Source organism: Natronospirillum sp. (genome assembly GCF_022565775.1).
GTDB lineage: Bacteria > Pseudomonadota > Gammaproteobacteria > Pseudomonadales > Natronospirillaceae > Natronospirillum.
On sequence record NZ_JAIUMC010000050.1, the window covers coordinates 1 to 22,422 of the forward strand.

21 protein-coding genes and 1 tRNA gene are annotated in these 22,422 nt (G+C 57.8%); 12 read left to right on the forward strand and 10 right to left on the reverse strand.

Translation table 11 applies throughout. From position 1 onward, the window contains the following. Positions 1–702: GMC oxidoreductase (locus LAT62_RS10395; RefSeq protein ID WP_293383059.1), on the forward strand; the 702-nt coding region annotated here is incomplete at its 5' end. On the opposite strand, the gene LAT62_RS10400 is transcribed toward LAT62_RS10395, so the two are convergent. Both LAT62_RS10400 and LAT62_RS10405 read right to left on the reverse strand, forming a co-directional pair. Further along, positions 703–1,170 carry an META domain-containing protein gene (locus LAT62_RS10400; protein ID WP_293383061.1) on the reverse strand — a complete coding sequence of 156 codons (468 nt, stop codon included), beginning with the start codon at positions 1,168–1,170 and terminating at the stop codon, positions 703–705. Beyond that, positions 1,170–2,156, reverse strand: coding sequence for a sensor domain-containing diguanylate cyclase (locus tag LAT62_RS10405; RefSeq protein WP_293383063.1), 987 nt, complete (start codon positions 2,154–2,156; stop codon positions 1,170–1,172). Before LAT62_RS10405 ends, LAT62_RS10400 begins: the two co-directional genes overlap by 1 nt. Positions 2,157–2,234: 78 nt before the next feature. Here LAT62_RS10405 and LAT62_RS10410 point away from each other — a divergent pair, with 78 nt between their 5' ends. Then, entirely contained in the window at positions 2,235–3,182 is a 948-nt protein-coding gene (locus LAT62_RS10410; protein WP_293383065.1) for a D-2-hydroxyacid dehydrogenase, read from the forward strand. A 30-nt stretch (positions 3,183–3,212) separates the two neighbouring features. Here LAT62_RS10410 and LAT62_RS10415 read toward each other — a convergent pair whose 3' ends face one another. Together LAT62_RS10415 and LAT62_RS10420 are read right to left on the reverse strand one after the other, a co-directional pair. Then, on the reverse strand, positions 3,213–4,853 hold the full coding sequence (locus LAT62_RS10415; RefSeq protein ID WP_293383067.1) for an L-lactate permease: 1,641 nt from the start codon (positions 4,851–4,853) through the stop codon (positions 3,213–3,215). 35 nt (positions 4,854–4,888) lie between these two features. Next, positions 4,889–5,887, reverse strand: a complete 999-nt coding sequence (locus LAT62_RS10420; protein ID WP_293383070.1) for a GlxA family transcriptional regulator — start codon at positions 5,885–5,887, stop codon at positions 4,889–4,891. Positions 5,888–6,008: 121 nt separating this feature from the next. Here LAT62_RS10420 and LAT62_RS10425 point away from each other — a divergent pair, with 121 nt between their 5' ends. From LAT62_RS10425 to LAT62_RS10455, 7 genes are all read left to right on the forward strand, one after another. Then, positions 6,009–7,865, forward strand: coding sequence for a beta-ketoacyl synthase (locus tag LAT62_RS10425; protein ID WP_293383073.1), 1,857 nt, complete (start codon positions 6,009–6,011; stop codon positions 7,863–7,865). A gap of 109 nt (positions 7,866–7,974) precedes the next feature. Further along, positions 7,975–8,051, forward strand: a tRNA-Val gene (locus tag LAT62_RS10430). Positions 8,052–8,164: 113 nt separating this feature from the next. Next, a complete protein-coding gene (gene thrS / locus LAT62_RS10435; protein ID WP_293383076.1) occupies positions 8,165–10,090 on the forward strand; it encodes a threonine--tRNA ligase in 1,926 nt (641 codons plus the stop codon). Positions 10,091–10,103: 13 nt separating this feature from the next. Further along, positions 10,104–10,637, forward strand: a complete 534-nt coding sequence (infC, locus tag LAT62_RS10440) for a translation initiation factor IF-3 (RefSeq protein ID WP_293383115.1) — start codon at positions 10,104–10,106, stop codon at positions 10,635–10,637. A gap of 113 nt (positions 10,638–10,750) precedes the next feature. Continuing rightward, positions 10,751–10,945: a 50S ribosomal protein L35 gene (gene rpmI / locus LAT62_RS10445; RefSeq protein WP_135482159.1), complete on the forward strand. Its 195-nt coding sequence runs from the start codon at positions 10,751–10,753 to the stop codon at positions 10,943–10,945. Positions 10,946–10,982: 37 nt separating this feature from the next. Next, complete coding sequence (rplT, locus tag LAT62_RS10450) at positions 10,983–11,342, forward strand: 50S ribosomal protein L20 (protein WP_293383084.1); 360 nt, start codon at positions 10,983–10,985, stop codon at positions 11,340–11,342. A gap of 188 nt (positions 11,343–11,530) precedes the next feature. Beyond that, complete coding sequence (locus LAT62_RS10455) at positions 11,531–12,670, forward strand: PQQ-dependent sugar dehydrogenase (RefSeq protein ID WP_293383087.1); 1,140 nt, start codon at positions 11,531–11,533, stop codon at positions 12,668–12,670. Between the two features lie 59 nt (positions 12,671–12,729). Here LAT62_RS10455 and LAT62_RS10460 read toward each other — a convergent pair whose 3' ends face one another. After that, complete coding sequence (locus tag LAT62_RS10460) at positions 12,730–13,638, reverse strand: hypothetical protein (RefSeq protein ID WP_293383090.1); 909 nt, start codon at positions 13,636–13,638, stop codon at positions 12,730–12,732. Positions 13,639–13,905: 267 nt separating this feature from the next. Here LAT62_RS10460 and LAT62_RS10465 point away from each other — a divergent pair, with 267 nt between their 5' ends. Further along, entirely contained in the window at positions 13,906–14,379 is a 474-nt protein-coding gene (locus LAT62_RS10465; RefSeq protein WP_293383093.1) for a Dps family protein, read from the forward strand. A gap of 64 nt (positions 14,380–14,443) precedes the next feature. Here LAT62_RS10465 and LAT62_RS10470 read toward each other — a convergent pair whose 3' ends face one another. Next, positions 14,444–15,214, reverse strand: coding sequence for a ferredoxin--NADP reductase (locus tag LAT62_RS10470; RefSeq protein ID WP_293383096.1), 771 nt, complete (start codon positions 15,212–15,214; stop codon positions 14,444–14,446). Between the two features lie 112 nt (positions 15,215–15,326). Between LAT62_RS10470 and LAT62_RS10475 the strand changes: the two genes are divergently transcribed. After that, entirely contained in the window at positions 15,327–16,196 is an 870-nt protein-coding gene (locus tag LAT62_RS10475; RefSeq protein WP_293383118.1) for a LysR family transcriptional regulator, read from the forward strand. Positions 16,197–16,380: 184 nt separating this feature from the next. Here the strand turns inward: LAT62_RS10475 and LAT62_RS10480 are convergent, their stop codons facing one another. Both LAT62_RS10480 and LAT62_RS10485 read right to left on the reverse strand, forming a co-directional pair. Then, entirely contained in the window at positions 16,381–18,840 is a 2,460-nt protein-coding gene (locus tag LAT62_RS10480; protein WP_293383099.1) for a S49 family peptidase, read from the reverse strand. Between the two features lie 199 nt (positions 18,841–19,039). Next, entirely contained in the window at positions 19,040–19,975 is a 936-nt protein-coding gene (locus LAT62_RS10485; protein ID WP_293383102.1) for a DegV family protein, read from the reverse strand. A 239-nt stretch (positions 19,976–20,214) separates the two neighbouring features. Here LAT62_RS10485 and LAT62_RS10490 point away from each other — a divergent pair, with 239 nt between their 5' ends. Continuing rightward, entirely contained in the window at positions 20,215–21,210 is a 996-nt protein-coding gene (locus LAT62_RS10490; RefSeq protein WP_293383105.1) for a 2-hydroxyacid dehydrogenase, read from the forward strand. Between the two features lie 6 nt (positions 21,211–21,216). On the opposite strand, the gene LAT62_RS10495 is transcribed toward LAT62_RS10490, so the two are convergent. After that, positions 21,217–21,930 carry a DUF3108 domain-containing protein gene (locus tag LAT62_RS10495; protein ID WP_293383108.1) on the reverse strand — a complete coding sequence of 238 codons (714 nt, stop codon included), beginning with the start codon at positions 21,928–21,930 and terminating at the stop codon, positions 21,217–21,219. A gap of 22 nt (positions 21,931–21,952) precedes the next feature. Continuing rightward, positions 21,953–22,422 (reverse strand): phosphoribosylglycinamide formyltransferase (gene purN, locus LAT62_RS10500; protein WP_293383111.1); only part of this gene is annotated, 470 nt, incomplete at its 5' end.

A 22,422-nucleotide genomic window follows, 5' to 3' on the forward strand; every position in this document is an offset into this window, starting at 1 on the left:
TATGGTCGAGGCAGCAATTTCATGGGCTTGCTGACCACCGCCCTGGCCGATGGTGACCGATCGCGCTGGCTGGGGTGGCTGAGGGCCTGGGTACGCCAGCCCGGGGCAAATCTGCGCCACCTGATACTGCGTCGCTGGTCCGAGCAGTCGGTGATTGCTCTGGTCATGCAGCCGTTGGACAATTCGCTGCGCTGCCGGCTTAAACGTGGGCTGTTCGGGCGTCGGCTGACGACCGAGCAGGGCCATGGCCAGCCTAATCCTAGCTGGATTCCGATCGGGCATGACGCCGTACGCAGACTGGCCCGAAAGATGGACGGCCTGCCGCTGGGCTCCTGGGCAGACCTGTTCAATATCCCCATGACCGCCCATATTCTGGGTGGCGCAGTGATTGGAGAAACCCCGGAGCAGGGCGTTATCGACGCCTGCCATCGCGTGCATGGCTACCCGCACCTGCATGTGGTTGATGGCAGTGCCGTATCGGCCAATCTGGGCGTCAATCCCTCTCTGACGATCACCGCACAGGCCGAGCGCGCCATGGCGCTCTGGCCCAACAAGGGCGACACGGACCAGAGGCCGGCACCGGGTCAGCCTTATGTCAGGCCTGAGTGTGTACCGCCTCGGCATCCGGTGGTGCCGCAGGATGCTTCCGGCGCCTTGCGCTGGGCCCGGCCGGCAGCGTCGGTAGAGCGTGAAGACGCCTGATCAGTCCCGCTGAAATACCCATTGTTCCGCCTGTGTGGTTTGCAGGCGCAGGGTGTCGCCATCCAACTGGTAGTAGCTGTTGGCCTGCAGGACGGCGAGATAGCGCCGCTCCAGAGCGCTGATGCGTGGGTCTTCAATGGTGCAGCGTGCCCGGTCAGCGCGGGCACGCTCGAGACGCAAAAGAGACTGGCTTACGCGAGCCTGCCCTTGCCAGCGATTGCAGGCGACTCGACCGTCCGCGCGTCCGTCAGAGTGCAGCCGCAGGCTGAAAACCGGTCGACCCTCGCCCAGTTCGAAACGCATGCTGCCCTGTTGCACCGATTGCAGCGTCCAGTTGCCGGCCAGGCCATGTTGCCGGTCATCCCGGCTGGCCACACTGCCGCAGGCCGTGAGCAGCAACAACGTCAGCACCAGACGACCGGTGAGGGCCACCATGGGTCTGGCCCTGGCGAGGTGGCGGCCCGTCATCAGGCCTGCTCCCCGGAACGGCGTCGGGCGGCTTTCTGCTGATACATGTCATGATCCGCTTCGGCGAGCAAGGTTTCGGGTGCCGGCATCTGGGTATGAGTCTGTGGCTCCGGGTCGATGATGCGCTTGCCGATACTGACATCCAGTTTGTAATGCCCATGATCCGTCACGATGGGTTTCTGCACACTTTGGCGCAGCTTTTCAATGACACCGTTGAGATCCGACGGTGTCTGCAGATGCTCAATGATCACTGAAAACTCGTCGCCACCAATGCGCGCCACCGTGTCTTCTTCGCGCAGACTTTCCGCCAGGCGCCTGGCCAGCACTTTCAGCACCCGGTCACCTTCCTGATGACCATGCTGATCGTTGATCTGCTTGAAATGATCCAGATCCATATACAGCAGGGCGACCTGCCAGCCATGCCGGCGCGCCCGGGATAGTGCAGACTCCAATCGATCGAAAAACAGGGTGCGATTGGGCAGGTTGGTCAGGTTGTCATGATGGGCCAGATGGTGCATCTCATGGCGCAGCCGATACTGTTCATCAATATCGCGCGCAATGCCGTAGAAGCCTGTTATCTGCCCCGAGGCATCCCGGCGCAGGTTGATCATCACTTCGACCCACAGTGAAGTGCCATCACGCCGGATGTATTTGAGTTCGGTGCGCGGGAAGCGCAGTGTTCTGGTGACCAGAACGTGTCTGATTTCATGGTAGGACGCGGTAGCGGAGCCGTGTGAGGCGATCATGTCCAGGGGCTGACCAATCACGTCTTCCGGACGGTAACCCAGCATCCTCTCTACCGAGGAGCTGACAAAAACGAACCGACCTGATGTGTCTATAATCCAGATCAGATCATGTGCACTGTCTGCCAGATGTCGAAACTGGTGCAATTCAGTCTGCTGGCTGCGGTAGCGCAACCACAAGACAATCAGCACAGTCGCCAGAGCCAACAGAAACAGGGTGAAAACAACACTACTATAGGACATGCGGGGCAACCCGGGCACAGCTGATAGATGTTACGATACTTCTAAATCCAGCCTTCTTCCAGCTAAAGGAGACTATGAATGAGCAGAGTGTTGATGGCGGTTACCAGTCATCGCCGCGTGCAATGGCGAAAGGTACTGCAGGCACAGACTGATTGGCCTGCCGATATTCTGTTTGACGATGATCCGGATTTCGAAGAGCGTGTTCATCAGGCCGAGATATTGTTCGGAGATACGCCCGAGGGAGCACACTGGTTGCCCAGGCTGCGCCATATCAAGTGGTTCCACACCAGCTATTCCGGAGTTGATGCTCTGTTGCCGCATCGCGACGAGTTCGACCCGCAACTGGTGGTGACCAACACGCGTGACATTGCCGGGCCACATATCGCCGAATATGTGCTCGGTCACGTGTTGAATATCACCCGCATGATCACTCTGTTTCACGAGCATCAGAAGCAGAAGGCCTGGGAATGGCAGGATTACGATTCCATCAGTGACACCGATTGTCTGATTCTGGGAACCGGTGCGATTGGCCAGGTGGTGGCACGACGACTGTCTCCCTGGTTCCGGAAGGTCGACGGGCTGAGTCGCAGTGGCACACCGACACCCGGGTTTTCCAATGTCTCCGCCTGGCCGGCAGAGCCTGGGCAACTGAGTCGGTATCGGGTTGTCGTCAACACCTTGCCGCGCACGCCAGAGACAGAAAACAGTGTCGATGCCGAATTTCTGCAGCGCCTGGCGCCCGACGCGATATTCATCAACACTGGTCGAGGCGAGACGGTGGTGGATGAAGATCTGGTCGCGGCCCTGGATGCAGAGCCTGCGCGGCGTGCAGTGCTGGACGTATTCCGCGAAGAGCCGCTGCCCGCCGGGCATCCATTCTGGGAACATGCCCAGGTGACGGTTACCCCGCATGTGGCTGCTCTGAGTCGCCCTGAATGGGTGCTGCCGATCTTTCGGGACAACCTTGACCGCTACCTGGCGGGAAAACCGTTGCGCAATCTGGTAGACCTGGCTCGCGGCTACTGATCGGCAGCGAACTCCAACTGCTCATGCCCCTTAGAAAACGGTCAGGGAATTGCCCCATATGATCAGAGTGGCCACTGCACCGGCGGCCAGCACATAGTAGAGCATGGGCAGCAGCGTGTAGCGGATGATGTCGCCCTCGCGGCCGACCAGGTTTACCACACTGGCCGCCGCGACCACATTCACCACACAGATCATGTTTCCGGCATTGGCGCCGAGCAACTGCAGCGCCAGAATCAGCGTCTCCGGCAACCCGGTCTGTACCGCAACCGACTGCTGGAAGGAGGCGAACATCATGTTGGAAAAGGTGGCGGAGCCGGCGATGAAAGACCCCAGGGCCCCGACAAAGGGCGCCACCCAGGGCCACTGATCAGCAAAGGTGCCGGCGGCCAGGGTGGCCAGTTCCAGCGGCATGGATTGTAATCCCGCCGCATTGATATCGGATTGCAGGAAAATGCGCACCATGGGTACTGCCGTGGCGAGGGCAATGGCAGAGGGGCCCAGTGAGCGAGCGGTGGTCGCCACCGAACCCAGCCAGGGCCGCAGGGATCGGGTGTGCATCCAGGCCGCAATAACAGCCGTCAGCAGGAACAGGGTTCCGGGCAGATACAGAGGTGCCATGGAGGCTGAAATCTCGGTGCCCAATATTTGCCGCCACTCCAGCGTGGCACCGCTGAGCAGACCCTGCAGCGGCAGAATGGTCAGCCGCGTCAGAATCAGCAGTCCGGCCACTACTACATACGGCATCCAGGCGCGCACCAATGAGAGGCTTTGCTCTGCCGGTGGTGCCAATTCATGAGTACGGTCGCGGTCAGCATCAGAGAAGTACCACGGTTGCCGGGGTACCAGCCAGCCACGGTGGGCCAGCAGGGTCATGATGGCAAGCCCGCAAAGGCCACCGATGATAGACGGGAATTCTGGACCGAGAAAACGCGCTACCAGCCAGGCCGGGACGGTAAAAGCCAGTCCGGAGATCAGGGCAAAGGGCCAGATGGCAAAGCCGGCACGCCAGGAGCGCCATTTATCATCGGTGGCAAAGAATCGGGTCAGCATGACGCACATGATCAGCGGCAACAGCGAAGCGACAATAATGTCGATGCTGATGGCCTGGACGGCAATGGCCTGCACCTGGTCCGGCGTGGCGTCAGGCAGACCCTGACCGATGCCCACGATAACCGGCGTACCCACCGCGCCGAAGGACACTGGACTGGAGTCGGCCACCAGCGCCAGTACCACAGCTGACAGGGGCGTGAAGCCCAGTGCGACCAGCAGCGGGGCACCAATGGCGGCAGGTGTGCCAAATCCGGAAGCGCCTTCGAGAAAGGCACCGAACAGCCAGGCGATAATGATCAGTTGTACACGACGGTCGGCAGAAACCCCGCTGAAACCGGCGCGAATGGTATCGAGCGCCCCGGTAGCGCGCAGCACATTGAGCAACACAATGGCGCCAAAGATGATCCACATGATGGTCGCAGCGACCACCAGACCTTCGAGTGCCGCCGCGCTGACCTGCCGGGCTGGCATTTGCCAGATCAGCAGGGCCATGCCGGTCGACAGGGCAAGGCTCAGCGGCATGGCTCGGGTCGCGGGCAAACGCAGGATCACCAGAAACAGCAGCACGCTGAGCACCGGCATGCCGGCAGTAAGGAATTGCATCAGGTTCATAGCCGGCATTATGACATCCTGGGCAGGTGGTGTAATGACCTGCATCAAACGGTTCGCCATCCCGCATGCACGCTGAACTGCTTTGCCCGGCTCACCCGCCGGTAATCATTGGGCGTGACACCGGCGCGCTGACGAAACAGACGTATGAAGTAGGAAGCGTCACTGAAGCCCAGCAACTCGGCAATGTCCTGCACACTCAGGTTGGTTTCACGAAGCATCTCTTCGGCGCGCAGCAGACGAAGCTGTAGCCAGTATTGCTTGGGTGATTCGCCTGTGGCGTTCACAAAGCGGCGCGACAGGGTGCGAGAGCTGAGCCCGACGGCCTGGGCCAGTTGCTGCAGGGAAAAGGGCTTGTCCAGCCGGTCCAGCAGCCAGGCCTGTGCCGCGACAATATCCTCGTCATCGTGTTGCAGGCCGCCCAGTCGATAGTAGGGCTGACTCAGGGTGCGACTGACTTCATGCGAAAAGTGGCGCTCTATGACACCCATGATGTCTTCGTCGTACCAAGTGCGGATGAAATAGAGCACCAGATCCGTCAGTGCGTTGACGCTGCCGGCGCAAAAGATATCGCGGTCCCAGGTAATGCTCTGACGCGGTCGCAGCAGCACCTGAGGATAGCGCTGGGTAAAGCGTGAAAAGTAGTACCAGTGGGTAGTGGCCACGCGCTGATCCAGAGTGCCGCTTTCGGCCAGCAGGCAGACGCCAGTACCGGTAGCCACTATCGGAATGTCCCGGCGGGCCGCCTGAGCCAGGTTGGCGACAAGGTCCGGAAAGCGGCGCAGCATGGGCAGAGGGTTACCCCAGAGGGGTGGCACAAAGATATGATCACAGGCCAGCAGTTCGGTCCAGTGACCCTGAGCACGCAGGTGCAGCCCACCGGCGACCTGTTCGCCCAGACCATCCTGTGCGAGCACCTGAAAAGCCGGTGTCGGGCCTGAAAAACCTCGCGCCTGAGCCAGTTGCGCGGCGGCCTGCAGCATCTCGCAGGGCAGGGTAATGCCGGTAGCCAGTGTTCTGGGGAGAGCGACGAATCCAATCTTCATGGTGAACAGTGTGGCTCAATTTGGCAAAAATGTTATGTATTATGGCCAAAACATTATATACCTCTGCGCGCTGGCTGCACTAGACTGCGCTCTCGGTTCTACTATTCAGGATGAGGAATCAATGACAGCTCTGCCCGTCATCGTTGGTTTCGGCGGCGTCAATGCGGCCGGTCGCAGTGCATTTCACCATGGCTACCGGCGCATGGTCGAAAGTGCCTTGTCCGAGCGTACCATGGCACCTACCTGGGAGAGTCTGGCTCAGATGATGGGCATTGATACCCATGGCGGGCTGACGCCGGAACTGGTTGAACTGATGCGTCAGGGCACCTTGGTTCGACGCATCGAGAAGATCCATTTTGATGTTGATGCCGTGCTCGGCCAGAACCGGGCGGACCTTGATGCCGGTCAGGGTGGCTTTCAGTTCACAGCCAAGCGCAGCCAGTTGCCATCGACCCTGCCGGACAACTGGCAGATCGTGCGCGAAGAAGGCAAGACAGTCTCCATTCATGTCCGTGGCGTGACCACGGCACTTTTTCCGGACTACAGCGCCTACCCGGTGACCAGCGCCGGGCAGTCACCCAATGGCTTCAGTGCTGCGCGGCTGTATCGCTCCATGCACCACCCGCGAGCTTTGTCACAGGCCGTCTACGGGGCTTCAGACGCCATACAGTCTCTGGGTATCGAGTGGCAGGAAATTCTGCGTCATGTACGCCCTGACGAAATTGCCGTATATGCCGGCAGTGCGCTGGGACAAGCCGATGCGGCCGGCTTTGGCGGGCTTTACCAGAATAGCCTGACCGGCGGGCGTACCAGTTCCAAGATGATGGCGCTCAGCTTTGCCGAAATGGCCGCCGATTTCATCAATGGCTACATGATCAACTCGGTCGGCAGCACCGGCACCAATATCGGGGCCTGTGCCACCTTTTTGTACAACCTGCGCCAGGGCGTGATGGACATTCAGGCGGGCAAGGCCCGTGCGGTGGTTGTCGGCAATACTGAAGCGCCGGTGGTTCATGCCATCATGGAGGGCTTCAACGTGATGGGGGCGCTGGCCACCGATGAGGAACTGAAGAAGCTGGACGGCTCGGACACGGTCGATAATCGTCGGGCTTGCCGTCCATTTTCCACCAATGCGGGCTTTACCATTGCCGAGTCAGCGCAGTTTCTGATTCTGATGGACGATCAACTGGCGCTGGACATGGGTGCGACTATTTATGGGTCGGTGCCGGATGTATTCGTCAATGCCGATGCCAACAAGAAGTCCATTTCGGCACCGGGTGTGGGCAACTATATCACCATGGCCAAAACGGCGGCCCTGCTCAAAAGCTTGCTGGGTGAGGGTGGTTTGCACCAGACCTTTGTCCAGGCGCATGGCACCGGTACTCCGCAGAACAGGGTGACCGAATCCCATATTCTCAACGAAGTTGCAGGCCTGCATGGCCTGCAAGACTGGGCAGTGACGGCAGTGAAAGCCTATGTTGGCCACTCCCTTGGTCCTGCGGCCGGCGACCAGATCATGTCCACGCTGGGTGTCTGGGCAGAGGGCGTGATACCGGGTATCACCACCATAGATCACATTGCTTCCGATGTGCACAACAGCCATCTGAACATATTGCAGGATCACCTGGATCTGGGTGATCCGGCGGCCATGCGGGCCTGTCTGGTCAACTCCAAGGGGTTTGGCGGCAACAACAGCACCGCGGCCCTCCTGTCACCGCAGGAAACCCTGAGCATGCTGGGCCGGCGTCATGGCGAGCAGGCCCTGACGGACTATCGTTCACGCAATGAAGCCGTCGCCGCGGTACAGGCAGACTATGATGCGCGTGCGGTGCGTGAAGGTGTGCCGATTATCTATCGGTTCGGCGAATCGGTCATGGATGATTCTGACGTCAGTCTTTCATTGGATGAGCTGGGTCTGAGCGAGTTTCAGCAAAGCATCAGTCTGGATGGTCGTCATCCGTATGATGACCTGACCTGACGAAAACGTGGCCTTCCCAGAAAACCAGTGAAATCAAGGTGCTAGCGAAATTGAGGTGCTTTCGGTAGTTGACAGCACCGGTGCATTCAGTAGAATGCGCGGCAGATGCAGGAACGTAGCTCAGTTGGTTAGAGCACCACCTTGACATGGTGGGGGTCGTTGGTTCGAATCCAATCGTTCCTACCAGATTTGAAAAGGCTCGCCATCTGGCGAGCCTTTTTGTTTGCAGATCACCGGGCGTTTCTGCCCGAAACTCATGTGGCCCCTGGTATGGGTCACCACTGAACCGGAGCATTAGCATGCCAGTTATTACCCTGCCTGACGGCAGTCAGCGCCAGTTCGACAAGCCTGTTTCCATTCTCGAAGTCGCTCAGGACATTGGCCCGGGTCTGGCCAAGGCCACCCTTGCCGGCACCATCAATGGTGTTGAACATGACGCCGTGGACCTGATCACCGAAGATGCACAAGTTGCCATCATTACGCCCAGAGACGACGCCGGGCTGGACATCATCCGACACTCCTGCGCGCACCTGCTCGGGCATGCCATCAAGCAACTGTATCCGAATGCGAAGATGGCTATTGGCCCGGTCATCGACAACGGCTTCTATTACGACATCGAGATGGACGAGAAACTGTCCGAAGATGATCTCGAGGCGCTGGAAAAGCGCATGCTGGAGCTGGCCAAAACCGACTATGACGTGGTCAAGCGCAAGGTAAGCTGGCAGGAGGCCTACGACACCTTCAAGGATCGGGGTGAGCCCTACAAGCAGACAATTCTGGAAGAGGACATAGACCGGAGCGATCAGCCGGGCCTCTACCACCACGAAGAATACATCGACATGTGTCGCGGGCCGCACGTGCCCAACATGCGCTTCTGCCATCATTTCAAGCTGATGCGGATATCCGGTGCCTACTGGCGCGGCAAGGCCGAGAACACGCAGTTGCAGCGCATCTATGGCACAGCCTGGGCGGACAAGAAACAGCTCAAGGCCTATCTGAAGCGCCTGGAAGAAGCTGAGAAACGGGATCACCGCAAGCTGGGCAAGCAGCTCGACCTGTTCCACTGGCAGGAAGAAGCGCCGGGCATGGTGTTTTGGCACCAGAAGGGCTGGACCATGTATCAGGTCGTCGAGTCCTACATGCGTGGCAAACTGATCGAGTATGGCTATGAAGAGGTCAAGGCACCCATGATCATGGACGTCTCCATGTGGGAGAAGTCCGGACACTGGGACAAGTACCAGGACAATATCTTTGCCACCGAATCCGAAAAGCGGACTTATGCCGTCAAGCCGATGAACTGCCCGGGTCATCTGCAGATTTTCAATCAGGGGCTGAAGAGCTATCGCGACCTGCCGTATCGCATGGCCGAGTTCGGCATCGTGCATCGCAACGAAGCCTCAGGGGCCCTGCACGGCCTGATGCGCGTTCGTTCGTTCACGCAGGACGACGCGCATGTCTTCTGTACCGAAGACCAGATTATGGAAGAGGTTACAGCCTGCATTCAGATGGTCTATGACGTCTATCGGGATTTCGGCTTTGAAGACGATAGCATCGACATCAAGCTGTCCACACGGCCGGAAAAGCGCATTGGCAGTGATGAGGTCTGGGACAAGTCGGAGCAGGCTCTGGCTGATGCGCTGGACAAAAACCGGTTGAAATTCGATTACCAGCCTGGCGAAGGCGCCTTCTACGGCCCCAAAATCGAGTTCACGCTGTATGATTCGCTGGGCCGAGCCTGGCAGTGTGGTACTATTCAGCTCGATTTTTCCATGCCGGGACGCCTGGGTGCCCAGTATGTGGCGGAAGATGGCTCGCGCAAGGAGCCGGTGATGATCCACCGTGCCATTCTGGGTTCGCTGGAGCGCTTTATCGGTATTCTGATCGAGGAATACGCCGGCGCCATGCCTGTATGGCTGGCGCCAGAGCAAGTCATGGTGTGCAATATCACGGACAGTCAGGCAGACTATGTCAAATCAGTGCGCCAATCCCTTCGAATGGCGGGATTCCGCGCCACCGCGGACTTGAGAAACGAGAAGATCGGCTTTAAAATCCGCGAGCACACTTTACAGAAGATTCCCTATGTGGTCGTCGTGGGCGACAAAGAAGTGGAATCGCAGCAGGTAGCCGTGCGTACCCGGTCAGGAGAAGACCTGGGCGCGATGCCGTTGCAGGCCTTTATTGACCGTCTGCACGCCGAGGCTGATCTGCTGGGTCGAAAACAGTAACGGAGAGAGCGCTATCAAGAACGCCAAAGGTCGCAAGGGCAAACGCAATCCGGTCAATGATCAGATTGAGGCCACTGAATGCCGACTGATTGATCAGGAAGGTGAGCAGGTCGGTATCGTCGATATCGCCACGGCTCGCCAAAAGGCGGAAGACGCAGGTCTGGATCTGGTCCAGATTGCTGATTCCGACCCGGTAGTCTGCAAGATCATGGATTACGGCAAAAAGGTCTTTGAAGAAAAGAAGGCCCGTGCTGCTGCCAAGAAAAAGCAGAAGCAGACCCAGATCAAGGAAATGAAATTTCGTCCCAACACGGACGACGGCGACTACAAGATCAAGTTACGCAATCTTATCCGCTTTCTGGAGCAGGGTGACAAGGCCAAGGTATCGCTGCGTTTTCGCGGTCGTGAAATGGCCCACCAGGATCTCGGCATGCAACTGATGCAGAGGGTGGAAGCAGATCTTGAAGAGTACGGCACGGTGGAACAGCGGCCCAAAATGGAAGGCCGCCAGATGATCATGGTGCTGGCACCCGTCAAGAAGAAGTAGGGGCGTGCATACCGCACTGCCTTGTTTAAACCAGGCAACCGCCAGCCCATACGTTGACCGAACAACGAGGTCAGCCAGGAGCGAAACGGTTTTATCCTTATCAGGAGCTTACAATGCCTAAAATGAAGAGTGTTTCCGGCGCTGCCAAGCGCTTCAAGAAAACCGCGAACGGCTTCAAGCACAAGCAGTCATTTCGCAGCCACATCCTGACCAAAAAACCGCAGAAGCGTAAGCGTCAGCTGCGCAACATGCAGATGGTCGACAAGTCGGACGTAGCACTGGTCCGTCGGATGCTGCCCTATATCTGATTGTTTTTCCCATTCTCTTTTGAACAGGACTTGAAATATGCCTCGCGTAAAACGTGGTGTGACCGCACACCGTCGCCACAAGAAAATTCTTGATCAGGCCAAGGGCTACTACGGCGCCCGCAGCCGTGTCTTCCGTGTTGCCAAGCAGGCGGTCATCAAGGCCGGTCAGTATGCTTACCGTGACCGTCGTCAGCGCAAGCGTCAGTTCCGTGCGCTGTGGATTGCCCGTATCAACGCCGAAGCGCGTCAGAATGGCCTGTCCTACAGCCGCTTCATCGCGGGCCTTAAAAAGGCCAATGTTGAGATCGACCGCAAGGTACTGGCCGACATCGCCGTGTTTGAAAAGCCGGCGTTCACGGCATTGGCCGAGCGCGCCAAGAAAGAACTGGCTGCCTGATCCGGCCTGACCGGACCCTGCAGTAATCAAAGCCATCGTCAGCTTCGGCTGGCGATGGTTTTTTTGTGTCTGAGAAAATCAGCGCTCGTCTTTGCGCTTCCTTTCCAGTGTGGGCGGGTGTGAGGTTTGTGAGCACTGACCCTGCCTTCTACACTGAAAGACTGTTCGGGTCTGTAAAGGAGCAAAGCGTGAATTACATTCAACACAAAGGCTTGGGTCGCCTGATCCGCCCCGGACTTGCAGGCCTGACAGCGCTTGTGGCCCTGCAAGGGGCAGTGCAGGCAGAGACTTACAGCAGCGAGCATCATGATTTCAGTCTGGATGTGGTGGTGGATGGCCTTGAGCACCCCTGGAGTATGGCCTTTCTGCCCTCCGGGGATATCCTGGTCACTGAGCGCCCGGGGCGATTGCAGGTGATTCGGGACGGAAACAAGTACGCAGAAGTCAGCGGCCTGCCGGACATCAGCGCTCAGGGACAGGGCGGTTTGCTTGATCTTGCCCTGCATCCCGACTTCGAGGACAACGGCTGGCTGTACATGAGCTACTCCGCCGAAGTGTCCGGCGGTGGTTTGCATACCCATGTAGCCCGGGGTCAATACAGCGATGGCGAGTTGAGCAACGTTGAAGTGCTGTTTGCCGGTGAGCCGGGCATGTCAGGTGGGCGTCATTTCGGCTCGCGAATCGTGTTTGATGGAGATGGCTATCTGTACCTGACCATCGGCGATCGCGGTGTCATGGAGTCGGCCCAGGACACAATGGGCCATGCCGGTACTACGGTGCGGCTGCATGATGACGGCTCTGTGCCCGACGACAACCCCTTTGTCGGTGATGACAGTGGTCTGGACGAGATCTACACCTGGGGCAACCGCAATGCCCAAGGCATGGCGATTCATCCCGAGACCGGAGAAGTCTGGCAGAATGAGCATGGTCCACGCGGTGGTGACGAGATCAATGTCATCCGCGGTGGCCTCAATTACGGCTGGCCAGAGGTCACCACCGGCACCAACTACGACGGGTCGACCATCACCGGGGAAACGTCGCACCCGGATATGGAAGATTTCATTCTGGACTGGACGCCCTCCATTGCCCCTTCGGGAAAGGCCTTTTATACGGGTGACCAGTTCCCGAATTGGCGGGGCGACTTGTTTGTCGGAGCGCTTGCAGGCCAGCGCGTCCAGCGCCTGCGCTTCGACGGCACGGATCTGGTAGAGCAGGAGGACCTGTTGCTGGACTTTGCCCGCATTCGCGATGTGCGTGATGGGCCGGATGGTACCCTGTGGTTGCTGACAGACGAGTCTGATGGCCGACTGATTCGGCTCGAGCCCTGAACTATTCAGGGTAATGCAGAGGCGCTGTTGACGCTGGTCGTCAACAGCGCCTTATGTCATCAATAGGTGATGGTTTCCGTGGTGCCATCGTCATAGGTGGCGACCATGGTCTCGCAGTCCTGATTGAATTCCAGCGTCAATACCACATCGTCCGAACTGTCGGTGACTTCCACCGTGCCGTGGCTGAATCCGCCCCCGGAACACAGCTGCAGACCGGTTGATTCAAAGGTCACATAGCCGTGCTCTTCGTGGTAAAGCTTGGCGTCTACATCGTAGTCACCATTGGTATTCTCGACCACGAAACTGTCGGTAATCTGATATTCAGTGCCATTGTCACTGTAGGTTTCACTGAGATTGCAGGAGAGATCGGCTGTGCCTATGTCCGAACAACTGAAAGTGCTGTTCAGATTGTAGGTCTCACCCCGGTAGGAGTAGGTTACATTGTACCGGAAGGCCCAGTCGGTCTCTGTCCATTCGAAATCGATGACACCATCAATATTCGCTACGCCATCGGGTGTATTGATGCTGCAGTTGTCATAGGTAATGGTCATCTCGCCTTCCGGGTCATTGCCTCCCGGGCTCTGCGAGGTATCGAAGTCGACTGACCCCCCTGCATCACAGATGGCGTCCTGACCGGACCTGGCCGAGAAGTCTGCATCCTCTGGCAGTAATCCGGTATGGTTCAGGATGTCTTCCATCACATTGGTCGAGGTGGTCATGTCATGACTGTTGGGCGTAAACGGGGCGGCATCCTGCGCTGAGTCGGTGCCGATGGCGCGTTGCGCGGCGGTGACCGTGCCCCGAGCGATGGCTTCACCATTGTCCTGATCCACGGTAGCGGCCTCAGTGGAGCCGCTATAGCTGCTATCAGAACTGTCGCCGCCATTGCCGTTGTCATCGTTGCAGCCTGCCAGTGTGACCAGAAAGGTCAGCAGGCCAGCGGTAAAGTATTGTTTTGTATTCGTCATGGAGAGAGCCTCCGTCTGTCGTGCATGAAAGCGCAGTTCGGACGCCGGGCCGACGCCCGATACTGACCATTTCAGCATATCAGCTACCACTTACAAAAGACTTACGGGTAGATCTGATCGCATTGACCCATGTCCTGCCGCAATTCAGGTGGTTCTTTCAATAGTTAAAAGCAATTGTTTTGGTAGAGTATAATGCATTGAGGCAATGGCAGAAGTCGCCTAAACTGATAATCACATGTTCGCAGAAGCTGACAAGGAGGCTTCGTCATGAGCACCAACGCTATCGGTATTGAAACCAATCAGGCCAAAGCAGTGGCGACAGGGTTGAATGACCTGCTGGCCAACTATCAGGTGTTTTACATGAACACACGCGGCTACCACTGGAATATCAGGGGCAAGGACTTCTTTGAGCTGCATGTTAAGTTCGAAGAGTTGTATGTCGACCTGCTGACCAAGATCGACGAGATTGCAGAGCGCATTCTCACGCTGGGCGAGCAGCCCGAGCACACCTATTCCGCCTACCTGAACGGTGCGGCCATCCCGGAGCAGAAGCATGTCAGCGATGGCGCAGAGGCGGTCAGCCAGATCCTCGAGGCTTTCAAGACGGTGATCAAGAAGCAGAGGGAGGTAATGGGTACTGCTGGAGACGCGGAAGATGAAGGCACCTCTGCACTGATGAGTGACTACATTCGCGAGCAGGAGAAGCTGGTCTGGATGTACAGTGCCTATCTGAACAAATGATGTCTCCCGACATCTTGAAACAAAAAACCCGGCTGCAAGCCGGGTTTTTTACATCTGCCGATGCTTAGCCGACAAAGGCGCGTTCGATCACGAACTCTCCCAGGTTGCCGTGCCGTGTTTCCTTGAATCCCCAGTCTTTCAGGATGCCGGTGGTGTCCTTCAGCATGGCCGGGCTGCCGCAGATCATGAACCGATCATCTTCTTTGGTCGGCTCGGGGATGCCCAGATCATCAAACAAGCGACCTGATGTCATCAGGTCTGTGATACGCCCCTGATTCTCATAGGGCTCACGAGTTACAGTCGGGTAGTAGAGCAGCTTGTCGCCGATCATGTCGCCGAAAAACTCGTTGTTCGGCAGATCTTCCCGAATTTCCTTCTGATAGGCCAGTTCATTCACATGACGCACACCATGGACCAGAATAACCCGCTCATACTGTTCATAGACTTCCGGGTCCTTGATGATGCTCATGAAGGGCGCCAGGCCCGTGCCGGTGGCCAGCATGTAGAGGTTCTTGCCCGGCAGCAGGTCGTCAGTGATCAGTGTGCCAGTCGGCTTGCGGCTGATCAGGATTTCGTCACCCGGTTCGATTTTCTGCAGGCGCGAGGTCAGCGGCCCATCGGGCACCTTGATGCTGAAGAATTCCAGCTCTTCTTCATAATTCGCACTGGCGATACTGTAGGCACGCATCAGGGGTTTGCCATCCACTTCAAGGCCCAGCATGGTGAAATGGCCGTTCTTGAAACGGAACCCGGGATCACGGGTCGTCTTGAAGCTGAACAGGCTGTCGTTCCAGTGATGAACGTCCAGAACGCGCTCTTTCTCCAGTGTGGCCATGGGCTGAACATCTCCTGCTTATGCGGTTTGATTTTGAATTGACGCAATGATAGTCATTTTCTTAATATAGGAAAAACGACTTCTTCCTATATTTGATATCGATTTTATGAATATACGATTTACCCTGCGCCAACTGGCCGTCTTTCTGGAAACCGCCCGCACCGGCAAGATCAGTCAGGCAGCAGAGCGTCTCAACCTGTCGCAATCGGCGGCCAGCAATGCCCTGAAGGAGCTGGAGCGTCAGTATGGCATTCTGCTCTTCGATCGCGTGGGCAAGCGGCTGGTGCTCAATGACCTGGGGCGGGCCATTCGACCGCGCGCCGAGGCGCTGCTGGATCAGGCCGAGGATCTGGAGCAGGACCTGCTGCAGCAGACGGATCTGGGCGAGCTAAAGGTCGGAGCGACGCTGACCATCGGCAACTATCTGGCGGTCGGCATTCTCACGCAGTACCGAAGCGAGCATCCGAACGCGCGCATCGGCCTGGAAGTGGCCAACACCTCGCAGGTCGTGGACAAGGTGGCCAACTTCGAACTGGATATCGGGATGATCGAGGGCGAAGTAAACCATCCCGACCTGGAGCTGATTCCCTGGAAGAATGACGAACTGGTGATTATCTGCGCGCCCGATCACCCCTGGGCAGGTCGACCCTGGCTGACCGATGAGGATCTGGTCAGGGCACGCTGGATACTGCGCGAATCCGGCTCCGGTACCCGGCAGGCGTTTGACCGGGCCATGCACGGGCTGCTGGCACGGTTCGAACCGCCCCTGGAACTGCAGCACACCGAAGCCATCAAGCGCGCGGTTGAGGCCGGCTTGGGGCTGGGGTGCCTCTCCATGCTCACCTTGCGCGAAGCCTTCGCCCGCGGCAGTCTGGTTCCCCTGCCAGTGAATCACCGCCCGATGGATCGGCAGTTCTATCTGGTACTGCACCGCAACAAGTTCCGCAGCAGGGCGATTGAGCAGTGGATCAATCTATGTTAGTAGACAGTCAAAAGTCGACAGTAGACAGTGAAAAGCAGTTCTATGGCCATTGAAAGATCTGCGTCAGCAGGGGGTGATCAGCATCCTGCATGAATCATCCACAGAGCGCTCGTTGCCACAGTAAAACTGTCTTCTGTCGACTGTCATCTGTCTACCGCTACTGTCGACTGTCATCTGTCTACTTCTATTCCTGCTCCAACAACCGATAAGGAATAATCACCTGCGGCTGGCCGCGATGTTCGATCAGATGCTCGAAGTATTCGGCATAGCTGTCCCGTCCCTGGAAGGGCATGATCATCGGTTCGTCCTCACCCACCAGTTCCAGCAGGTCCATCAGCGAGGAAACTTGCATGTTGGGCCCCTGGCGCACTTCGAACTTTCTGCCCGGCTCGATGCCGGCCCGGGCTTTGGCCAGTTCAATGGCATCCCAGAGGCTGCCCATGCCGTCAACGAGCCCCAGTTCCAGTGCTTGCCCGCCGCTGTGAATGCGTCCCCCCGCGACGGCGCGGACCTCATCGCGAGACATGTCCCGGCCATCGGCCACCAGAGCGATAAAGTGTTCATAGTGCTGATTCAAACGATCCACGGCGGCCTCTCTTTCTACCTCGGTGTAGGGCCGGGCAGGCAATGACAGGCCGATCAGAGGGACGGTCACCCCGAAACCTATGTCTGCCGAGGCGCCGCGCTGTACTGCATCGGAACGCAAATTGAGCCGTTCACTCAGGCCGTCGTCCCATAGCCTGGCGCTGATCACACCGATGCTGCCGGTGGTGGTCAAGGGTGTGGCCAGAATGTCGGTCGCATAGGCGGCCACCCAGTAGCCACCCGAGGTGGCGTAGTTGCCCATAGACACAATCACCGGTTTGATGTCTCTGGTGCGACGCACTTCTTCGGCCACCATGTCGGCGGCCAGGATGCCACCGCCGGGAGAATCAACGCGCAGAACCACTGCGGCTACCGAGCTGTCATTGCGCGCCTGACGCAAAGCTCTGGCTACTGTGCGCGCCCGCATGCCTCGGTCGGTATCTGTGGGTCCGGTGGCATAGATCACGCTGATGGCCGGACGCGGACCCCATTGATCATCCTGTGGTGTCTGGAATGTCATCAGACCGGCAGGTGAGGTGCGCTGCTGTGGCCGTCGCTCCAGTTCACGCAACACATTGTCCATGCGCGGATAGCGGGTCAGGCGGTCCACCAGCCCGGCCTCTACAAGATCCCTCGGCGCCAGGTGGACACCGCGATCGATCAGTCGATCGAAGTCATCTGTGGTGATATCGCGATTGGCCACGACATCTGCCCGGATGCGCTCGTAGAAATCATCGATCAGTGACTGTCGCTGTTCGCGGTCGGCGTCAGACATGTCGCTGCGGGCCAGGCTTTCGAGCGCCGACTTGTATTCCATCTCGCGGATTTCATCGATGCCAATGCCCAGAAAGGCCAGCAGGTCTCCGAGATAGGTTGAGCCGGAGACCAGCCCGGGGATGAAAAGGGTGCCCGCAGGGTCCATAACCACATAATCGGCGGCGGACATCATGTGCAGTTCAGTCATGCCGCCATTTTCAATATACAGAACGACACGCTTGCCTTCTTCACGGAACCTCTGCAATGAATCCATGATTTCCCAGGCCATGCTGGGCGAGGCGGTCATGTTGGTGGCGTTGACCAGGATGCCATTGATACTGTCATCCTGGCGCGCCGCATCTATATATTCTAGCTTGTCATACAGCGCCTTGCGCCGATCGAACAGCGCGAAGCGCTGATAGGCGATGCGATCGTCCAGATCCAGATTGAGGTAGCGATTGTGTGAAGTGAAATACTCGTCGAAAACATTGCGCTCCCGGGCGCCCAGGCGCACGGCATAGCTGTTGTAGTCATCAGCCGAGTCAGGCACATGCCGCTGGTAGGACACGCCGGAATTGCCAAAGCTGAACTGAACCCCGGCCGTTATGGTGCCGCCGTCGAAGTAACGACCGGCCACCTGCACCCCGGGAAGGAATTCGGAGCTGACCCCGCCAGACCAGTCGCCGGCAAGGCGGCTGTCGGCATCGCCCCATACATAGTCACCGAAAAGAGCCAGAGTGGGCGTGCCAAAAGGCCGCCAGGCAGCATCCGCCACAGCCTCATAATAATCAAATCCGGTGGACACGCGGCCGGTAACTCCGACGGAAAACTGTCTGGATGGCCGGGTGATGGTACCCAGTGTGAAGTGAGTGCGCAGATCCGCAGTGCCAGTATCGCCTCTGTACCAGCCAATGCCCAGGCCGCTGGCGGCTTCATCCGATCCACCACCTACGGAGATATGGTAGTGGTCGACCCGGCTGCCCGTGCGCCGATCGCGATCAAATGCGAAACCGATACCCGGAGCCGCAAGGTTGACGTTGAAGCGCTGGTCGTCATCCGCAAATTCGTCGGCGGTCCATGACAGCGTCAGGTCAGGAGCTTGCAAGTAATGCAGTTGTGCCGGGTTGTCATAGCCATAGAGACCGAATTTCTGAGCCCCAGGGGCCGTCAGAGCGAATTCGTTTCGATCATAGTGACGCTGAAAGCCAATATCCTCCGCTGTTGCGGCAGGCGCCGACACAAGCAGTGCAACCGGAAGAGCAAAGGAGAGACGAAGTCGGAACGCACGCAGAGGTAAAGACATGAAGCATCCTGTTCGTTATCGGCATGATCATAGCGTTGCTGAACCTTCTCACTGGCACCCGTGCCTGCCTGGACAGACCGGAGCGCGTTGATAGAGACCGGGATCGGGTAAACGACCTGCCTTGCTTCGTTCCATGAAAGGTTCACCTGCCCAAGGATAAAGAGGGCAGGCGAGTATTGCCAGTGTTACCGTTTCACTATCAATCTGGGTGTGACCACTCATTCTCGTCACAGGCAACGCCCATCGACATGGCACCCGGGCCAAGGTAGGTGGCGCCGGCCAGCCCCATGGTGCTGATGATCAGCCGAATATCACCGGCCTGGTGCCGCTCGCGCAGGTGTCCGACGCCTTCGAATTGGGTCAGCTCTGTCAGGTCGCCGGCATAGCTTATCGATACATAGGGTGAGCGCAGCGCCTTCTTGTCGACCTGCTTCAGTATTTGGGCAGCGGCCCCTTCCACCGCAGCGGCAAATCCCTTGAATTTGGCGGCTGGAAAGTGATTGTCCCGGTACCCGCAAACGATTGGTGTGATACCCAGCGTTCGACCAAGGAGGGCCCGAACCAAAGTGATACTGGTTTCTCCCCGCTGCCGAGCCCGTTCGCGGATGTAGTAAAGATCGGGCGGAATGACCAGTGTATGGGTGTGGTCCGCCACCACGGCCGCAGCCCGACGCAACTGACTGCCTTCGAGCCCCTTTCTGATCAGGGCCTGGGTATGTGCGGCAATCAACCCCTGTCCGGCAAACAGGGCATGGCTGTCCATCACACGAACTGTGCGCTGAGGTTGCTCGCGTTTGAGGCGGACATTGAGTTCGTAAGCGGCTTCGGTGAGTCGATCAAAAGTTTCCGATCGTGTGCGGCTGGTGGTTTGCACCAGCACATAGTCTGCCTTGCGCAGCGGGCCTTCGCTGAGCAACCGAATGGCTTCCTCGGTAGTGACGGGCTGGGTTGTGACTTCGTTGCCCTTGTCGACCAGATGTTCCTGATAGTAGGACAGCGTGGTATCCGGATGTCGCCAGTCCAGCAGTTCCCGCCCATTGGTAAAAATGGACACTGGTAAAACAGAGATGTCATGTTCGTTGATCAGGCTCAGCGGCAGATCGCAGGAGGCATCAATAACCAGGGCAACACTCATAGCTGGACTTCCGTTATTCTGATGTTGTACCCGATTTAACGGATTCCTGTCCGACAAGCTATCTTGGTAATCGCATCGTCAATTCCCGCTCACTAAAGACGCACTATCAGAGGTCCATTGTTGCCCCTTAGGCATTTTCGAACACATATCAAATTCTCTGATTTGATCCATATCACTGTCAAAAATGAGGCGTTGCTCTATGCTGGAAGGCAGGCAATCCAAACAAAGGATCGGAAACAATGAAAGTGGCAGTCTTCAGTGCCAAACGCTATGACGAGACTCACCTGCGAGACTTCAACCGAGAACATGATCATGAACTGACTTTTTTCGAGCCGAGGCTGAATGTAAAAACGGCGCCACTGGCCAGCGGCCATGATGCTGTGTGCTGTTTCGTCAATGACATTCTGGATGCGCCGGTACTGGAATTGCTGGCGCAGATGGGCGTTCGTCTGGTCGCCATGCGCTGTGCCGGCTTCAACAATGTTGATCTGGTGGCGGCAGGTCGTCTGGGTATTGAAGTGGTTCGAGTGCCCGAGTACTCACCCCATGCCGTGGCCGAGCACGCTGTGGCCCTGATTCTGGACCTCAACCGGAATATCCATCGCGCCTTCAACCGGGTGCGCGAACATGACTACTCTCTTGATGGCCTGCTCGGGTTTGACCTGTATGGCAAGACAGTCGGCGTGGTGGGCACCGGCAAGATCGGCGCCACCTTTGCGCGTCTGATGGTCGGCTTTGGTTGCAGGGTGTTGGCCTATGACCCGCGCGTCAATCCGGATGTAACGGATATGGGTGCCGAATATGTCTCACTGGAGCGTCTATGGGCCGAGTCGGATGTGATTTCCCTGCATTGTCCGCTAATGGAAGCGACGCACCATATTGTTGACGACGCGGCCATTGCACAAATGAAGAGGGGGGTCATGCTGATCAATACAAGTCGTGGGGCTCTGGTGGACACGCGGGCCGTAATCGACGGGCTCAAGCGCGGTGATATCGGCTATCTGGGCCTGGACGTCTACGAAGAAGAGGCAGATCTGTTCTTTGAGGACTTCTCCAATCATGTATTGCAGGATGATGTGTTTGCCCGCCTCCTGACTTTCCCCAATGTCATCATTACCGGACACCAGGCGTTTTTCACCCGGGAAGCGCTGGACGCCATTGCCAGTGTGACGCTGACCAACATATCGGCTTTTGAGCAGGGAGACCCGACGCGGCGCTATACAGTTACTTTGTAGTGGCGTTCAGGGTGCATTCCGTCGCGGATTGGGCCAGTGCGGGAAGTTGTCATGGGAAGTGCCGTTTTTCTCGCCGGACAATGTCCTGATCTGATATTCGATACTGCCGTCACGCCAGCGCAGCAGGTGGGACGGCAGCATGGATGCGCGATCGAACAGAATAAAGGTATCACCCCGGTCCGGCTCCTGCTGCGCAATCACGACTGCACCATCCGGGGCCCGCCGGTGCTCTATCTGCTCGAAGATGTACTGGCGCGCATTGTGCCGGTCCACCACCATGAACTCCGAGCCATTCAGGCCCCGGTCCATATCGCGCGCGAGCAAGAGGGTATAGCTGAGCGGGTCGTACCAGTCCGGGTCATAGTCATGATCGGTGCGCCGGTCATTGACTTCGGCCCTGATGCGGTTGTTTTCCGGCTGGAAGCGCACGCGCCTTTCTTCGCGCTCAAACGGTGCCCGCAGGCTGTAACGATAACCCAGAGGAACGAGCGTATCGCCTTCCCAGCGGAAGTCTGACCGCTCTTCCATGCGGATAAAGGGACCACGCGCGGTCACCTCCATGCGCCAACTGCCGTCACTGCGCTGTTCCAGTGTCTGGGTGCCGATAACTCTGACCGCCAGTCCGCGATAGAAGAAGCCTTCAAGCTCCAGTTCAAACGGCTCCGGTTCATAGGCTACAACAGGCAGGCTGAACACCGACGTCAGAAGCAGTGCCGTCAAAACCGTACCCCAGAAGCGTCGCTTAAAGAGAGCTGCAGGCATCCCAATCCAATCCTGTTTCGCTGATCCGGTTGTCATCCATATAGGCGTTGGGGCCCTGCATTGTCAAGCGACCCTGTGCAAACCACTCGACTGCGGCTGGATAAATTTGATGTTCTTTACGTTGCACCCGCTGCGCCAGTTGTTCTGGCGTATCGTCGGGTTTTACCGGCACCCGGGCCTGCAGAGCCGGTGGGCCGCCGTCGAGTTCGCTGGTGACAAAGTGCACGGTACAACCGTGTTCAGTATCGCCGGCTGAAATGGCGCGAGCATGGGTATTGAGCCCCGGGTAGCGGGGCAGCAGAGACGGATGAATGTTGAGCATGCGTCCCTGATAGTGGCTGACAAAGTCTTCTGTCAGGATCCGCATGAAGCCGGCCAGCACGATCAGGTCTGGCCGCCAGCGCTCGAGAACATCCAGCATGGCCTGATCAAAGGTGGCGCGGTCGGTAA